The following is a 15,635-nucleotide window of genomic DNA, read 5'->3' as shown; positions in this document are numbered from 1 at the left end:
GCGATGAGTCGCGTCGAGCGGTGGGAGCACCGCAGTGAGTGGCCGCTGTCGATCGCGGCCGTGATCTTCCTCGTCGCCTACGGCCTGCCCATCGCGATCCCGACGATGAGCCTGGACGGTCGCGTGCTCTGCGAGATCGCTGTCCGAACCACCTGGGTCGTGTTCGCCGTGGACTACTTCGCCCGGCTGTACCTGTCGGACCGACGCTGGACGTTCGTGAAGCACCACCTGCTCGATCTCGCCGTCATCGCGCTGCCGATCCTGCGCCCCCTGCGGCTGCTCCGGCTCGTTGCTCTCTTCGGGGTGCTCAACAGGATCGGATCCCACACCCTGCGCGGGCGTGTGGTGACGTACGTGATCGGCGCGACAGCACTGCTCATCACGGTCGGCGCGCTCGCCGCGACCGATGCCGAACGTGGACAGCCCAACACCAACATCGCCAACCTCGGCGACGGCTTCTGGTGGGCCATCACCACGATGACCACCGTCGGCTACGGCGACCGCTACCCGACGACGACGACTGGCCGATTCATCGCGGCCGCGCTGATGGTCGCCGGCATCGCCCTGCTGGGTGTCGTCACGGCGACCCTCGCCTCGTGGCTCGTCGAACGGGTCGCGGAGGCGACCGAGGTGGAGCAATCGGTCACGAGGGCCGAGGTCGAGCAGCTCACGGCCGAGGTCCGGCGTCTCGCGGACGAGCTCGCGGAGCTACGAAGGTGACCGGCCGTCACACAGGTCGCCGGGACCCTCTCAGCTCTCGTTCGTGAACGCGACGAGGCCGCCGCTGCCCACGCCGAACAGCCGATGGTCGACGACGGCCAGGCTCTGGACCGCGACCGGGATCGGGGCCTCCCATTCCCGTCGACCGTCGCGCAGGCCGTAGGACGCCACGACGCGGCCGGTGTCGGGGCCGGACTCCAGCACGAGGAGACGCCGGCCGTCGGTGACGACGTTCTGGCCGTAGGCCGGGATCGGAAGCCGCCAGAGCTGCCGCCCGGTGCCGGCGTCGAGGACCGTGAGCGCATCGTCGGACAGGCGGACGACCCTGCCGTCGGCGATGACGAGGCTGAGGGTCGACGTCGAGGGCCAGGCCGCCCGCCACCTCTGCTCGCCCGTGACCAGGTCGAGAGCGCCGACCCGCTCGTCGGCCTGGACGAGCAGGGTGTCGGGCATGGACCCGTCGTCGGTCGCGACCCAGGCGAAGTACGACCGGCCCAGGTCGATGACCTGCCCGGAGTCGACGTCGCGGAGCTGCGTGGACGTGTCCCCCTCGATCGCGAAGGTGTGCCCGCTCGCGCGCCACAGGTAGTCGGTGTCGTGCTCGTCGGCCACCGACCCGTCACCCCGGAGCACCGTGGTGGCCTCGAGCCAGTCGACGGCGATCTGGTCGTCGAACAGCCGGACCGAGGCGTACGGCGACCCGCTGTCGCCGCGCGGTCGGGGGAAGTCCACGCTCCAGCGCTGCGCGCCGGTGGCGGGGTCCAGCCGCTGCAGGGTGGCCGGCCCGACGCCGGACTCCGGCGTCTGTGCGACCACCACGTCGCCACCGACCGCGACGAGGGACGACCCGTCGGTCACGGGTCGGTCCAGCACCGTCTCGCCGGTCGCCACCGCGAACGCCCGCAGCCGCACCGACGCGGGCTGGACCAGCGTGGTCGTGGCGACGACGTCCTCCTCCAGCTGCACGTCGTCGGGGGTGCCCAGCTGCCACGAGTCGGGCACGACGCAGACGACGACGCCCGGCCCCGGGTCGGCCGGCGGCGCCACGCAGGAGGTCGGGTCGTAGGTGGACCGGCTGCCCGGGTCTCCCAGGTCCGGGACGCTCGAGAGCGCGGCCGTCCACAGCTCGTCGCCGGTCCCGGCGTCCAGGGCGCGGAGCGACTGCGACGCGTCGCCCGTCTGCTCCCACAGGATCAGCGCGCCGTCCCGGACCCACGCGTGGTCGAACAGGCTGAGCGCGAAGATGCCGGGCGCCTGCGGGGCCGTCCACGCGACCCCCGGCGCCTCGGGCATCGGGGCGACCACCCCCGGCAGCAGGGCGAGCGCCGCGGTCCGTGCGCGCTCCGCCCGCGTGGTCAGCGTGACGGGGACGGCGATCGCGACGGCCGCGACGACGACGGTCGTGGCCGAGAGCACCGGGTGCCGACGGATCCAGGCCAGCCCACCCCGGGCCCCGCGTGTGACGACGCCACGCGCGCGGTCGACCTCGTCGACCTGCGCGGACGGGTCGTCGCCGTGCTCGAGGAGCTCGACCTCCTCCATCTCGCTGCGCCGGCCCATGCGGGGACCGTACAAGGAGAGCTAGCCACCCGGCGTGAACGCGACGATCCCGGCGGAGCTCACCCCGAACAGCCGGTGGTCCACGACGGCGATCGTCTCGAGGCCCGAGGGCGCCTCCATGGTCCAGGCGCGGTCGCCGTCGCGCAGGTCGTAGGCCGCCAGGGTCGTGCGCTGCGGGTCGCCCCCGAGGACGATCGCGTGGCGGCCGTCGGTGACCAGGTTCCGGTTGCCCTGGCCGGCCGCCCGGACGTGCCAGGCCTCGACCCCGCTCCGCAGGTCGTGCACCTGGAGCGTCCCGTCGATGAGCACGGCGAGCCTGCCGTCGGCGATGAGCGTCGTGGTCGTCGCACTCGACGTCCGCATCGGGATCGTCCACGCGGTCTGGCTCGTCGTGACGTCGAGGGCGCGCAGGCCGTCGTCGGTCTGGAGCAGCAGCAGGTCGGGCGCCGAGCCGTCGTCGGTGGCGATCCACGCGAGGTAGGACTCCCCGGTCTCGAGACGGCGGCCGGTGTCCAGGTCGAGCAGCGCCGAGGAGTGGTCGAGACCCGGCGTCAGGCTGTGTCCGCGCTGCCGCCAGACCTGGTCGGTGTCGTAGTCCACCGAGGCGGTCCCGTCGGCTGTGAACAGGTGCGTCGCGCCGAGCCACCCGACGGCGACCCGGGAACCGAGCAGCTGGACGCCCGCGAACGTCGACCCGACCGAACCCGGATCACGCGGGATGGTGGCGCTCCAGCGCTCGGCGCCGGTGGTCGGGTCGAGGCGCGAGAGGCTCGAGCTCGCCGCCACCGCCGACGACGTCTCGGCGATCACGACGTCGCCACCGAGCGCCACGATCGAGGCGTGGTCGGCGACAGTCTCGTCCCGCAGGACCGTGCCGGTCTCGATGTCGAAGGTCCTCAGGCGCAGAGCCGTCGGCGCCACCATGGTGGCGTCGCCCAGGACGTCCTCGCCGGTGCCGAGCATCCACGACTCCGGCACCAGGCACACGACGACCGTGTCCCCCGGTGCGACGCAGGTCGTGGGGTCGTCGACCGAGAGGTACGGCGGGTCACCCAGGTTCGGGGCCGTGGTCAGCGACGTCCGCCACAGCTGGTCCCCCGTGTCGGCGTCGAGCGCCCGCAGCGACTGGCGCAGGTTCGCCGACTGGTCCCAGAGGAGCAGAACCCCGTCGCGGACCCACGCGCGGTCGGGGACTGCCAGCACGTAGTCACCCGGGGCGGATCGTGACGTCCACGCCACCCCCGGCGGGGCCGCCAGCGGCGCGAGCACCGAGGGGAGGGCCGCCACAGCCTCCGCCCGCTCGCGACCGGCCTGCGCCGAGCGAGCGATCGGGACGACCGTCAGGACGGCGAGCGCCAGGACCGTGGCTCCGGCGAGGATGCGGTGGCTCCCGACCCATCCGAGCCCGCGGTGAACGGTGTCCCGCACGGCGGAGCGGGCGCGGTCGACCTCGTCGTCGCTCGTGGCCACGACCGGACCGCCGGGCTCGACGAGCTCGACCTCCGCCATGTCGCCGCGACGGGCCATACGGGGGACGCTACCCGGCCTGACGGGCTCCGGCGCCGGCCGAGCAGGTCACCGGCCGGGTGCGACGAACGTCGACGCGACCTCCACCAGCAGGCGCGTGCCGAAGCCGGTGGCACCCTTGGTCCGCCACGAGTCGTCGGCGTCGGACCGCATGGTGCCGGCGATGTCGAGGTGCGCCCACGGCGTCTCGCCCACCCACTCGGCCAGGAACAGCGCCGCGGTGATGGCCCCGGCGTACTCGCCGCCGAGGTTCTTGATGTCCGCGACCTCGGAGTCGAGCTGTTTGCGGTAGCGGCGGTCGAGCGGCAGGCGCCAGACCTGCTCGTCGGTCTTCTCGGCGGCCGCCTCGACCAGGTCGAGCATCCCGTCATCGTTGCCGATGACGGCCGCGGTCAGCATGCCCAGGGCGGCCAGGGCGGCCCCGGTGAGCGTCGCGATGTCGACGATGGCGTCGACGCCGTCCTCGTTCGCCAGCGCGATCGCGTCGGCCATCACCAGGCGGCCCTCGGCGTCGGTGTTGACCACCTCGATCGTGCGGCCGGCCCGGCTGGTGAGCACGTCGCCCAGCTTGGTCGCCGAACCGGACGGCATGTTGTCCGTGCACGCCAGGTACGCGCTGACGGCGACCGGCACCTCGAGGTCCGCGAGCGCCGTCATGGCCGCGAGCACCGCGCCGGCGCCGCTCATGTCCATCTTCATCGCCGCGTGCATGGCGTTCGACGGCTTGAGGCTGATGCCGCCCGAGTCGTACGTGATGCCCTTGCCGACGAGGCCGAGGTGCCCCGTCGGGTCGGCCGCCGGGGTGTAGCGGACCACGATCATGCGGGGCTCGATCACGGACCCGGCGTTGACGCCGAGCAAGCCGCCGCAGCCCATCTCGACCAGCGCCTCCTCGTCGAAGACCTCGATCTCGAGGCCGTGCTCGCCGGCCAGCCACACGGCGATGTCCGCCAGGTCCGGGGCCGTGAGGTGGCCGGCGGGAGCACTGGCCAGGTCCCGCGACAGGGATGCCGCGCGCGCGAGCACCCACCCCCGCTGGGCGCCCAGCCGGGCGTCGTCGGCCGACGCGTCGTCCACCAGCAGCACGATCTCGCGCACGGGGACGGTGCCGGGGTCGGTCGTGAGCGCGTCGTAGCGGTAGCGGCCGAGCAGGATGCCCTCGACGACGGCCTGCGCCGCGCTCTCCACCGACGCGCCCGCGCTCGCGAGGTCGGTGGTCAGCACGTCGTCGCGCCCTGCCGCCCGGGCGAAGGCGGCACCGGCATCGCGCAGGGCCGCGTCGGACGGGTCGTCGCCCACGCCGGTCGCCACCACCGCGCCGCCCTCGCGCGGCAGGATCAGCGTCTCGCCGACGCCCCCGCGAAAGCCCCACTCGGTCAGGCCGGCGCGGTCCAGCGGCACACCGGACGGCACCTCGCCGGTGGCGGTCACGGCCAGGCCGAGCGCGCGCCCGGCGCCGGCCCCGAGCGACGCGACGCGGACGGACACCTCCTCGAACAGCGCACGGGACGGGATCGGGTCGAAGGTCATCGTCGTACTCCTCACGTGGGCCAGATGACGGGGATCAGCAGGACGGCGACGACGAACCACGCCGCCGTCGTCGCCAGGCCGAGCTTCCAGTAGTCGGAGAACGTGTAGCCGCCCGGCCCCATCACCATCATGTTCGCGGGCGTCGCGATCGGTGTCAGGAACGACGCGGCCCCGGCCACCGCGACGAGCATGAGGACCGGTGCGAGCGCGACCCCGGACTCGCCGGCGATGGCGATGGCGATGGGCGCGACGATCAGCACCGTGGCGGTGTTGCTGACCACCTGGCCGAGCAGGAGCGTGAGCAGGAACAGCGCCGCGAGGACGACGCGCGGCCCGCCGTCGCCGATGAGCTGGAGGACCCAGCCGGCGACCAGGTCGGCCGCACCGCTGGACGCGATCGCGACCGACAGCGGGATGAGCCCGCCCACCAGGACGACCGTCTCCCACGAGACCGCGCGGTAGGCGTGCGAGACGCTCACGACGCCCGTGATCACCATGGCGGCGGCACCGACCAGCCCGGCGATCGCCGGGGGGACCACCCCCGTGGCCAGCAGCGCGACCGTGCCGACCAGCACGATGATGGCGCGCCACGCCTTCGGCCCCAGGGCGACCGTCTGCCGGCGGACGAGCTCGGGGTTGTCGACGATGAGCACGTCGTCGTCCGCCTCGAGCGCCTCGACCACCGGCCACGGCCCGTGCACCAGCAGGGAGTCGCCCTCGGCGAGCGTGAGGTGGTCCCCGCCGCGGTCCTTGCCCAGCCGGCGCACGCCGAGCACGGTCACCCCGGAACGGACGACCCCGGCGAACACCACCTCGCCGATCAGCCGCGAGCGCGGGCGCACGACGACCTCGCCGACGCCGACCTCGCGGCTGAGCAGGGCCTCGCGCGTGCTGCGGGTCAGGGGCGTCGTCGCGACCGCGAGCGCGTGCCGCTCGACCAGGTCCGCGATGCCGGCGCTGTCCCCCGTCACCACGACCACGTCCCCCGCGCTGAGCACGTCGTCCTCGCCGGCCGGCTGGCCGGACGCGCGCTGCACGCCGATGAGCATCACGCCGTCGGGGACGGACACCTGGTCGCGTCGCCTGCCGACGACGTCCGAGCCGACCTCCACCGCCAGCCGGAAGAAGCCGGCGTCGAGGCTGTAGTGGTCGACCAGGGTGTCGATGTGGGACGAGTAGTCGGCCGGCAGGGACGTCGGCGTGCGGTCCGGCAGCAGCCGTCGCCCGACCAGCAGGGAGACGCCGATGGTCGCGAGCACGAGAGGGACGCCCATCAGCCCGAACTCGAAGAACCCGAACTTCTCCCCGGTCGCCTGCTCGAGCGCGTCGGAGACGATGACGTTGACCGTGCTGCCGCTGAGCACCAGGAGCGCACCGGCGCTCGCGGCGAACGCCAGCGGCATGAGCATCTGCGACGTCGTCTGCTTCGAGCGCCGGGCGGCCACGACCACGATCGGGATCAGCGCCGCGGCGGCGCCGTTGGGCGTGACGAGCGCGGCCATGACCGCCGACAGGCCCATGAGCGCGACCAGGAGCCGGCCGCGGCCCGTTCCGGCCCGGGCGATGAGCTGCTGCCCGGCCCACGCGGTGACGCCGGACGACTCGAGGCCCTCGGCCAACACGAACAGCGTCGCGATGAAGATGACGACCGGGTCCCCGAAGCCCCCGACCGCCTCGGCGGCGGTGACCAGGCCCGTGAAGTAGAGGGCGAGCGCGGTCAGCAGGGCGACGACGCTGACGCTCAGCCGGTTCCAGATGAACAGGCCGACGCACCCCGCGAGGACGAGCAGGCTGACGGTGGCGTCGGACACATCGCCAAACTAGGGCACCGGGACGGGCTCGCGGACCTGGCTCGGCGCGCCCTTCACCAGCAGCCGGACCAGGAACGCGATCTCGGAGAGCCCGCCCACCATGCCGAGCGTCGTCGAGAGGGCGTCGGCGTCCGGGGCCACCAGCTCGACCGCGAACCCGGCGACGTACCCGAGGCCGCCCGCCACGAGCGCGTACCCGAAACCTCGCGGCACGACGCCGGACCGGACCACGAGGTAGCCGAGCGGCACCAGCCACGCGCCGAAGAAGATCTGCGCCACCAGGTAGCCGACCCCGTGCAGGTCGAGGAACAGCACGGCGAGCTCGTCGGCACCCCGCTGCGCGGCCAGCAGCGCGCCGGCCTGGTTGACCATGTTGAGGCACTGGATGGCCACGCTGACGGCGTTCATGGTGAGCATCGCGACGGCGGCAGTTCGGTCGACGTCCCGGAACAGCGCGTACAGCGCGATGCCGACCAGCAGGAAGCAGGTGAACGCGACGAGGTCGGCAGCGAACGCGACCTTCATGAGCCCGGCGTTCTCCCGGAGGGCGTCGGCGACGTCGTCGGCACCCCGGACCCTCGCCCGGGCGAACAGCTCGGCGAACCCGCCGAGGACGGCGACGACGAGGTAGAGCAGACCGGCGAGGCGTGCGGTGCGCATGGCTGTGCCTTTCGTCAGGGCGTGCGGGACCGCGAGACGGCGACCGTCTCGTGCGGGGTGGTGCGTGGGTCAGCCCGGGTACTGGAAGACGTCGTCGAGCGCGACGCCGAACACGCGGGCGATCTGGAAGGCCATCTCGAGCGACGGCGAGTAGCGCCCCTGCTCGATGGCGATGACGGTCTGGCGGGTGACGCCGATGCGCTCCGCCAGCTCGGCCTGGGTCATCTCGCCGTGCGTGAACCGGAGGGTGCGGATGGAGTTGGTGACCTGGGTGGGCTTCACCATGTGGAGAAGTCCCGGCGGTAGGCGGCCAGCTTGGTGGCGGATCCGAGGATCGCCGACAGGACGAAGCAGAGGTAGACGACGTTGGCGATCCAGAACCAGTCGACCTCGAGCATCGCGAGCACCATCGCCGCGAGCGCCCCGATCACGACGAACGACTGCCCGGTGTACTCCCCGAGCCGGTTGATCTCCCGGTCGCGCTGGTCCTTGACGTGGCCGTCGCGCCGGTTGGCCAGGGAGACCAGGATGGTGCCGACGATGGAGGCGACGATCGCCCCGCCGATCGACCACAGCAACGGGCCCACGTAGGCGACCTCGACCAGCGGCACGTCGCGCGCGCGGCTCAGGACGACCGCGAGGTACGTGCCGTACGCGAGCACGGCGACGATCGCGAAGACCCAGACGTTGCGTTCCTCGTACGACATCGGTGCTCCTAGGCGACGGTGAGGACGGTCTTGCCGCGGGCGTGCTCGTCCTGCAGGCGACGCAGCGCCTCAGCGGCGTCGCTCAGAGGGTAGGTGCGCTCGACGGCCGGCGTGACGTGCCCCGCCTCGATCAGCCCGCGCAGCTGGTCGAGGCTCGCCCGGCTCCGGGTGACGGCGAGCGGCCGTAGGTGCTGGCTGACGAACGGGTTCACGACGACGGCCCGCAGGATCCGGCCCATCGGACCGATCACCCGGCCCCCGCCGCCCGACGACATGACCAGGGTGCCCGTCTCCGTGAGCGCGCGTCGGCAGGCTCCCAGCGTGCGGTTGCCGACGAGGTCGACCACCCCGTCGTAGCGCTGCCCGGTGCTCGTGAAGTCGGACCGGTCGTAGTCGACGACGTGGTCGGCGCCGAGCGCCCGGGCGGCGTCCGCGTTCCGGCCGCTGCACACGGCCGTCACCTCGGCGCCCCGCGCCTTGGCCAGCTGCACCGCGAACGTGCCGACGCCGCCCGACGCACCGTTGACCACGACCTTCTGCCCGGGCTCCACCGTCTCGACGCAGCGCAGCGCCGTCCCACCCGCGAGCGGCACGGCGGCCGCCTCGGCGAAGGAGAGGTTCGCCGGCTTGCGGGCGACGACGGCCGCGGGGAGGCAGACGAGCTGCGCCCACCCACCGTGGTCGGCCTCCGCGTAGACCTCGTCGCCGACCTCGAGGTCGGTCACCCCGGCGCCGACCGCCTCGACCGTGCCCGCCACGTCCTTGCCGGGGAGCGCGTGCTTCGGCCGCAGCAGCCCGGTGATCATCCGGATCAGCGAGGGGCGCCCGGTCACCACGGCGACGTCGGCGAAGTTGAGCGACGACGCGCGCACCCGGACGAGGACCTCGTCAGCCGTGGGCACCGGGCGCGGAACCGTCCCCCACGTCAGCACGTCGCCGGGAGCGCCGTAGGCACTCTGGACGATCGCCTGCATCCTGCCGGGCTCGGTCTCGAGCGCCATCGGAGTCTCCCGTGTAAAGAATTGTTGACACGGCGAACGTAAGACAGACCGGACATCATGTCAAGAGTTCTTGACATGGCAGGATCGCCGACATGGACGTCGTGGTGCTCTCGGGAACGGTCGGGGTAGGAAAGACGACGGTCGCGGCGGCGCTCCGCACGGCGCTCCTCGCCCGCGGGCGCGAGGCCTGCGACCTCGACGTCGACGAGCTGGCGCACCGCATGCCGGCGACCGACGACGACCCCTTCAACGAGACGGCTGTCGTCCGGCACCTGCGCTCGATGCGCGAGCACTGGCGCGCGGCCGGCATCGAGGTCCTGATCCTGCCGCGCGTCGTCGAGGACGCCGCGCAGCGCGACGAGTACGCCGACGCCCTCGGCGTTCCCGTCCGGGTCGTGCGCCTCGACGCCCCCGCCGCCACCCGCCGCGCGCGGCTGCTCGCCCGCCACGCGCCGGGTCCGGACCGCGACTGGCACCTCGACCGGACCGACGAGCTCGCGGACCTGCTGGAGGCCGCCGGCGTGGAGGACCTGGTGGTCGTCAACGACGCCGGCGCGGCGACCGCCACGGCCGAGGAGATCGTGGAGCGACTCGGCTACTAGGCCACGCCGGGCGAGGCGCCCTGGCCGCCTACAGGACGCGCGCGAGGTCCTCCAGCGCCGCCATCGGGTCCGCGCCGACCGGCATGAGGACCGTCGTCGTGACGCCGGCGTCGTGCAGCTCCCCGATCCGCTTCCGCGCGCCGTCCACGGTCCCGACGACCGCGAGCTGGTCCACCCACTCGTCGGGCATCGCTGCCACGAAGCCAGGACGGTCGGGTGCCGCGGCCCGCAGCGCGCGGAACTCGTCGGCGAACGGCAGCGGCGCGATGTGGACGTCCCAGTCGGGCTCGCCGATCCACTCCAGCGCGGGCCGCGCGACGTCGCGCGCCGCCGCCGCGTCGTCGTCGACCACCGCGACGCAGTACGCCACGATCCGGTGCTCCCGCGTGGGGGCGATGTGCCGGAGAGCGTCCGCGACGTACTCGGGGGTCACCGGCTCGGCGAGGATCGTGCCGTCCGCGGACCGGCCCGCGAGCGCGAGCGACTTGGGTCCGCGGACCCCTGCCAGGACCCGCGGGACGTGCGGCGGCGGTGAGCTCAGGTCGACCCCGTGCAGCGTCACGTACCGGCCGTCGGCGTCGACGGAGCCGCCGCGGAGCACCGCCCGGACCGCGTCGAGGTGCTCCCCGAGCATGGTCAGCGGGCTCTGCGGCCAGGCGCTCACCTGCCGCATCCACCCCGGCATCCCGTGCCCGATGCCGACGTCGACCCGACCGGGGAACAGCTCGGCCAGCGTCGCGGCCTCCATCGCCGTGAACGCCGCGTTGCGCACGGCGGCGGGCAGGATGCCGATGCCGACCCGGATGCGCTCGGTCATCGCGAGCGCCGCCGCGCCCTGCGCGACGCCGCCGCGGAAGAAGCAGTCCTCGACCACCCAGAGCTCGTCGAACCCGAGTGCCTCCGCGCGCTGCGCGAACGAGCGGAACAGGTCCGCCGGCAGGTCCCGCGGCAGCATGACGCCGACGGCGCGCTCGCTCATCAGATCTCCTTGATCACGCGCGCGGGGTTGCCGACCGCGACGACGTTGGCGGGCAGGTCCTTGGTGACGACGGACCCGGCGCCGACCACGGTGTTGTCGCCGATGGTCACGCCGGGGCAGACGATGACGCCGCCACCGAGCCAGACGTTGTCCCCGATGGTGATCGGCTTGGCCGCCTCGAGCTTGTTCCTGCGCGGCTCCGGGTCGACCGGGTGGATCGGGGTGAGCAGCTGGACGTTCGGGCCGATCTGCACGTCGTCGCCGATGTGGATGGGCGCGACGTCCAGCGCGACCAGCCCGAAGTTGGCGAAGGTCCGCGCGCCGACGTGCAGGTGGACCCCGTAGTCGACGTACAGCGGCGGGCGGATCCAGGTGTCCTCGCCCAGCGAGCCGAGCAGCTCGCGGAGCCGGTCGCCGGCGTCGTCGGCACCCTCGCGCACCGCCTGCGCGAAGCGCTCCGCGCGGGCCTGCGCCGCGCTGGTCAGCGCGTGGGTCTCGGCGTCGGCCTCGTACCAGTCGCCGGCGACCATGCGTTCGTACTGCGTGCGGGTGTCCTCGTCGGTCATGCGTCCGACGCTCTCACAGCCGCGGGTCCACCGGCTCCGACTCGAGCGCCAGCACCGCGAACACCGGCTCGTGCACGCGCCAGAGCGGCTCGCCCGCGGCCAGCCGCTCCAGCGACTCCAGGCCGAGGGCGTACTCGCGCAGCGCCAGGCCGCGCTTGCGCCCCAGCGACCGGACCTTCAGCCGGTCGAGGTGCTGCGGGTACTCGGGCCCGTAGATGATCCGCAGGTACTCGCGGCCGCGGACCTTGAGGCCCGGCTGCACCAGGCCGCGGCGGCCGTGCACCAGATTCGCGAACGGCTTCACCACCATCCCCTCGCCGCCGGCCGCGGTGAGCTCCTCCCACCAGTCGATCCCCGCCTGCGGCTCGTGGACGTCGAGCTCCAGACGTCCCGTGCGCCGGACCAGCACCGGGTCCGCGTCGACCAGCCGGTCGACCAGCCCCAGGTGCCAGCCGTGGTCGCGGTCGTGGAACGTCGCACCCTCCGCGGCGAGCACCTGGAACGGCGCGAGCTGGACGCCGTCGAGGCCGTCGGTCGGCCAGACGTAGCGGCGGTAGGCCTCCACGAAGGCGTCCGCATCTCCTGCCCGCCGCCGGGTCCGGTCGAGCAGGTCCCCGACGTCGAGCCCCCTGGACGCGGCGGTGACCAGCGCCGACACGGCCGCAGGCAGCATCGCCCGCGCGGCGGCACCCGTCGCCGCGTACTGCTCCCGCAGCAGCGGCCCGGCCTTGAGCGACCACGGGAGCAGCTCGCCGTCCAGCAGCAGCCAGTCGGTGCCCAGCTCGTCCCACAGCCCGGCGGCGCTGACCGCGTCGCGGACGCCCGCGAGGAAGACCTCCGTGAGCGGCCGGTCGAAGAACGCCCGCCCGGTCCGCGTCCAGGCGGCGCCCGTCTCGCCGACCGGAGCGCCGAACCTGCGCTGGGCGGTCTCGGCGTCGCGGCACACGAGCACGGTCGCGCGCGACCCCATGTGCTTCTCCTCGCAGATCACGCGCGTGACACCGTTCGCGGCGAACGCCGAGAACGCCTCGGCCGGGTGCTCGAGGACCCCAGGCAGCGGCGACGTCGCCACGGGCGCCATCGTCGGCGGCAGGTACGGCACCCAGCGCGGGTGCAGCGCGAACCTGCTCATCACCTCGAGTGCGGCGACGGCGTTCTCCTCCTCGATCGTGACCCGCCCGTGGTGACGCGTCTCCACCGACCGCCGCCCCAGCACGTCCTCGAGGTCGAGCACGTCGTCGGGCCGCGTCGCCGCCGGCACGAGGAACGGCTTCGCCGGCTCGTACCAGACCTGCTCGGCAGGCACCTGCACGAGCTCCTTGCTCGGGTACCGCAGCGCGGTCAGGTGCCCGCCGAACACCACGCCGGTGTCCAGGCACATCGTGTGGTTGACCCACTGCGGGACCGGCGTCGGGGTGTGGCCGTACAGGACCATCGCGCGGCCGCGGTACTCGTCGGCCCATGGGTAGCGGACCGGCAGGCCGAACTCGTCGGTCTCCCCGGTGGTGTCGCCGTACAGCGCGAAGCTGCGCACCCGGCCCGACGTCCGGCCGTGGTACGCCTCCTTGAGCCCGGCATGCGCGACGACGAGCCTCCCGTCGTCCATGACCAGGTGCGAGACGAGCCCGTCGGCCCACTCGCGCACGCGGGACGAGAAGTCCGGCCCCTCGGCGGCCAGCTGCTCGAGCGACGTCTCGAGCCCGTGGCTGACCGTGACGTTCCGGCCGTCCAGCGCGCGGACCAGCTTGTGCTCGTGGTTGCCCGGCACCGCGAGCGCGTGACCGGCCGCGGTCATCCCCATGGCCAGCCGCAGGACGCCGGGCGTGTCCGGCCCGCGGTCCACCAGGTCGCCGAGGAACACGACCTTGCGGCCCTCCGGGTGCGCCGCGTCGACCGGTCGGCCCGCGTCGTCCCGCACCAGCGCGTAGCCGAGCGTCTGCAGCAGCGCCTCCAGCTCCGACCGGCAGCCGTGCACGTCGCCGATGACGTCGAACGGCCCGTGCTCGTCGCGCAGGTCGTTGTGCAGCCGCGCGCGCACGATCGTGGCCTGCTCGACCTCCAGAGGCGTGCGCAGCACGTGCACCTGCCGGAACCCCTCGCGCGCCAGGCCCCCGACCGCGCGCCGCACCAGGTCGCGCTGCCGCTTCACCACGCGCTCCGGCAGCTGCCGGTCGCCGCGCCCCCGGTTGCGCTCGAGGCACACGTCCTCGGGCAGGTCCAGCACGATCGCGACCGGCAGCACGTCGTGCGCGCGGGCCAGCTCGACCACGTGCTTGCGAGCGTCCCGCTGCGCGTTCGTCGCGTCGACCACCGTCAGCCGGCCACGGTCCAGGCGCTTCCCGACGACGAACGACAGCACCTCGAACGCGTCCTTGGTGGCGTCCTGGTCGGTCTCGTCGTCGGACACCATCCCCCGGCAGGCGTCGCTGGACACCACCTCGTACCGCCCGAAGCGGTCGGCCGCGAACGTCGACTTTCCCGACCCCGACGCCCCGACCAGCGCGACCAGCGCCAGCTCCGGGATCTCCAGCGCGCTCATGCGGCGGCCCCCAGAGTGAACACCAGCAGCTGGGTCGGCGGCCCGACCTCCGGGTCGACGTCCCCGACCGCCCCCGCGCGGAACGTGTACCCGTACGCCTCGCACACCCCCGCCGCCCACGCCTCGCCCTGCCCGCGCGTCCACTCGAACCGGTGGTCCGTGTGCCGCATGGTCCCGGCGTGCAGCGTCGGGTACCGCACGTTGAACTCCTCGTTCGGCGTGGTCACGATCACCGTCCGCGGGCGCGCCTCGCCGAACACCGTCCGCTCCAGCGCCGGCAGCCGGTCGAGGTCGACGTGCTCGATCACCTCCATCAGCACCACCGCGTCCGCCCCCGCCAGCCGCGCGTCCCGGTACGTCACCGACGACTGCACGAGCGTGAGCCGGGCGCGCACGGTGTCGGGCATCCGGTCCAGCCCCAACCGCTCGGCCGCCTTCCGGAGGGCGCGGTGCGACACGTCGGCGCCGACCACCCGCGTGAACGCCGGGTCGGCCAGCAGCTCCCGCAGCAGCGCACCCTCCCCGCACCCGAGGTCGACCACCGACGCCGCCCGCGCGGCCCGCAGCTCCGCGAGCACCACCTCCCGCCGGATCGCCGCGAGCGGCGGCGGCACGATCACCGCGGCAGACGGGGTCGCTTCTCCCTCGGCGCCGGCGACGACCTCCTCGACGACCCCGAGCCGCTCCACCGCGTCGGCCACGTACTCGCGCCGGTGCGCGAGCGAACGCTGCAGGATCCAGTCGCGCTCCGGGTGCTCGCCCAGCCAGTCGCCGGCGCTGCGGACCAGCTTGTCCACCTCCTCGGGACCGACCCAGTAGTGCTTGCCCCCGTCCAGCGCGGGCAGCAGCACGTACAGGTGCCGCAGCGCGTCCGCGACCGTGAACGTGCCGGTCAGCCGCACGTCGGCGTACGGCGAGTCCCCCCAGGACGGCACCTGCGGGTCCAGAGGACCGACCCCGACGGACACCGTCCACCCGAGCGGCTCGAACAGGCGCGCGACCAGCGCGGGGTCCCCGTCGTCGGGCACGGCCGGCACGTGGAGCTCCAGCGGCAGCGGGACGCCGACGAGGTCCGGTCGGGTGGCGCACGAGCCGGCCATCGCGGACCGGAACACCCGGCCGAGCGCCACGGCCAGCAGCGAGCTCGCCGCGTACGGCCGGTCGTTGACGTAGTCGGCGAGCGCCGACCCGTCCCCGAACCGCCCGCCGCGCACCAGCTCCACCGGATCCACCTCGAGCAGCAGCGCGACCGTGCACCGCCGGTCGTCGGCCTCCGGGTAGAACACGTGCGCCCGACCGACGGACAGGTCGAACGTCTGCACGCGGTCGGGGTGCTTGTGCAGCAGGAAGCCCAGGTCGCTCGCGGAGTCGGCCGTCGACGTCAGGGTCAGGAACACCGGGCCATTGTGTCGACCTGCGTGCCCCGGGGCGCC

At 73.7% G+C, this 15,635-nt stretch carries 14 protein-coding genes; 2 read left to right on the top strand and 12 right to left on the bottom strand.

The window, feature by feature from the left end; genetic code table 11:
- The first annotated feature begins 3 nt into the window (after positions 1-3).
- Positions 4-720, top strand: a complete 717-nt coding sequence (locus tag AC1DT4_RS13950; protein WP_477090394.1) for a potassium channel family protein — start codon at positions 4-6, stop codon at positions 718-720.
- 30 nt (positions 721-750) lie between these two features.
- Here AC1DT4_RS13950 and AC1DT4_RS13945 read toward each other — a convergent pair whose 3' ends face one another.
- From AC1DT4_RS13945 to AC1DT4_RS13910, 8 genes are all read right to left on the bottom strand, one after another.
- Positions 751-2,280: an outer membrane protein assembly factor BamB family protein gene (locus tag AC1DT4_RS13945; RefSeq protein ID WP_477090393.1), complete on the bottom strand. Its 1,530-nt coding sequence runs from the start codon at positions 2,278-2,280 to the stop codon at positions 751-753.
- 21 nt (positions 2,281-2,301) lie between these two features.
- Entirely contained in the window at positions 2,302-3,807 is a 1,506-nt protein-coding gene (locus AC1DT4_RS13940; protein ID WP_477090392.1) for an outer membrane protein assembly factor BamB family protein, read from the bottom strand.
- A gap of 48 nt (positions 3,808-3,855) precedes the next feature.
- Positions 3,856-5,337, bottom strand: coding sequence for a leucyl aminopeptidase (locus AC1DT4_RS13935; protein WP_477090391.1), 1,482 nt, complete (start codon positions 5,335-5,337; stop codon positions 3,856-3,858).
- A gap of 11 nt (positions 5,338-5,348) precedes the next feature.
- On the bottom strand, positions 5,349-7,148 hold the full coding sequence (locus AC1DT4_RS13930; RefSeq protein ID WP_477090390.1) for an SLC13 family permease: 1,800 nt from the start codon (positions 7,146-7,148) through the stop codon (positions 5,349-5,351).
- 9 nt (positions 7,149-7,157) lie between these two features.
- Positions 7,158-7,808 carry a DUF4386 domain-containing protein gene (locus AC1DT4_RS13925; protein ID WP_477090389.1) on the bottom strand — a complete coding sequence of 217 codons (651 nt, stop codon included), beginning with the start codon at positions 7,806-7,808 and terminating at the stop codon, positions 7,158-7,160.
- A 69-nt stretch (positions 7,809-7,877) separates the two neighbouring features.
- Entirely contained in the window at positions 7,878-8,093 is a 216-nt protein-coding gene (locus AC1DT4_RS13920) for a helix-turn-helix transcriptional regulator (protein WP_477090388.1), read from the bottom strand.
- Positions 8,087-8,515, bottom strand: a complete 429-nt coding sequence (locus AC1DT4_RS13915; RefSeq protein WP_477090387.1) for a hypothetical protein — start codon at positions 8,513-8,515, stop codon at positions 8,087-8,089. Before AC1DT4_RS13915 ends, AC1DT4_RS13920 begins: the two co-directional genes overlap by 7 nt.
- A gap of 8 nt (positions 8,516-8,523) precedes the next feature.
- Positions 8,524-9,516 carry an NAD(P)-dependent alcohol dehydrogenase gene (locus tag AC1DT4_RS13910; RefSeq protein WP_477090386.1) on the bottom strand — a complete coding sequence of 331 codons (993 nt, stop codon included), beginning with the start codon at positions 9,514-9,516 and terminating at the stop codon, positions 8,524-8,526.
- A 92-nt stretch (positions 9,517-9,608) separates the two neighbouring features.
- Here AC1DT4_RS13910 and AC1DT4_RS13905 point away from each other — a divergent pair, with 92 nt between their 5' ends.
- Positions 9,609-10,118 (top strand): AAA family ATPase, encoded by a 510-nt coding sequence (locus AC1DT4_RS13905; protein WP_477090385.1) that lies wholly within the window; start codon positions 9,609-9,611, stop codon positions 10,116-10,118.
- 28 nt (positions 10,119-10,146) lie between these two features.
- Here the strand turns inward: AC1DT4_RS13905 and AC1DT4_RS13900 are convergent, their stop codons facing one another.
- Genes AC1DT4_RS13900 through AC1DT4_RS13885 form a run of 4 tightly spaced genes read right to left on the bottom strand, consistent with a single transcriptional unit; the run spans position 10,147 to position 15,599 of the window.
- Positions 10,147-11,097 carry an LLM class flavin-dependent oxidoreductase gene (locus AC1DT4_RS13900; RefSeq protein WP_477090384.1) on the bottom strand — a complete coding sequence of 317 codons (951 nt, stop codon included), beginning with the start codon at positions 11,095-11,097 and terminating at the stop codon, positions 10,147-10,149.
- Entirely contained in the window at positions 11,097-11,663 is a 567-nt protein-coding gene (locus tag AC1DT4_RS13895) for a sugar O-acetyltransferase (RefSeq protein WP_477090383.1), read from the bottom strand. Before AC1DT4_RS13895 ends, AC1DT4_RS13900 begins: the two co-directional genes overlap by 1 nt.
- Before the next feature lie 13 nt (positions 11,664-11,676).
- Positions 11,677-14,202: a polynucleotide kinase-phosphatase gene (locus AC1DT4_RS13890; protein WP_477090382.1), complete on the bottom strand. Its 2,526-nt coding sequence runs from the start codon at positions 14,200-14,202 to the stop codon at positions 11,677-11,679.
- Positions 14,199-15,599 carry a 3' terminal RNA ribose 2'-O-methyltransferase Hen1 gene (locus AC1DT4_RS13885; protein ID WP_477090381.1) on the bottom strand — a complete coding sequence of 467 codons (1,401 nt, stop codon included), beginning with the start codon at positions 15,597-15,599 and terminating at the stop codon, positions 14,199-14,201. The genes AC1DT4_RS13890 and AC1DT4_RS13885 overlap by 4 nt, the downstream gene beginning before the upstream one ends.
- Between the last annotated feature and the right edge of the window lie 36 nt (positions 15,600-15,635).

The organism is Cellulomonas sp. P4_D11 (assembly GCF_056401915.1).
This window is presented reverse-complemented; position numbering and strand designations above follow the sequence as displayed.

Excerpts from the sequence above, each read along its gene's own strand:
- AC1DT4_RS13920 (WP_477090388.1), bottom strand. The coding sequence starts at position 8,093 with ATGGTGAAGCCCACCCAGGTCACCAACTCCATCCGCACCCTCCGGTTC.
- AC1DT4_RS13910 (WP_477090386.1), bottom strand. The coding sequence starts at position 9,516 with ATGGCGCTCGAGACCGAGCCCGGCAGGATGCAGGCGATCGTCCAGAGT.
- AC1DT4_RS13950 (WP_477090394.1), top strand. The coding sequence starts at position 4 with ATGAGTCGCGTCGAGCGGTGGGAGCACCGCAGTGAGTGGCCGCTGTCG.
- AC1DT4_RS13905 (WP_477090385.1), top strand. The coding sequence starts at position 9,609 with ATGGACGTCGTGGTGCTCTCGGGAACGGTCGGGGTAGGAAAGACGACG.
- AC1DT4_RS13915 (WP_477090387.1), bottom strand. The coding sequence starts at position 8,515 with ATGTCGTACGAGGAACGCAACGTCTGGGTCTTCGCGATCGTCGCCGTG.
- AC1DT4_RS13935 (WP_477090391.1), bottom strand. The coding sequence starts at position 5,337 with ATGACCTTCGACCCGATCCCGTCCCGTGCGCTGTTCGAGGAGGTGTCC.
- AC1DT4_RS13900 (WP_477090384.1), bottom strand. The coding sequence starts at position 11,097 with ATGAGCGAGCGCGCCGTCGGCGTCATGCTGCCGCGGGACCTGCCGGCG.
- AC1DT4_RS13945 (WP_477090393.1), bottom strand. The coding sequence starts at position 2,280 with ATGGGCCGGCGCAGCGAGATGGAGGAGGTCGAGCTCCTCGAGCACGGC.
- AC1DT4_RS13940 (WP_477090392.1), bottom strand. The coding sequence starts at position 3,807 with ATGGCCCGTCGCGGCGACATGGCGGAGGTCGAGCTCGTCGAGCCCGGC.
- AC1DT4_RS13895 (WP_477090383.1), bottom strand. The coding sequence starts at position 11,663 with ATGACCGACGAGGACACCCGCACGCAGTACGAACGCATGGTCGCCGGC.
- AC1DT4_RS13890 (WP_477090382.1), bottom strand. The coding sequence starts at position 14,202 with ATGAGCGCGCTGGAGATCCCGGAGCTGGCGCTGGTCGCGCTGGTCGGG.
- AC1DT4_RS13925 (WP_477090389.1), bottom strand. The coding sequence starts at position 7,808 with ATGCGCACCGCACGCCTCGCCGGTCTGCTCTACCTCGTCGTCGCCGTC.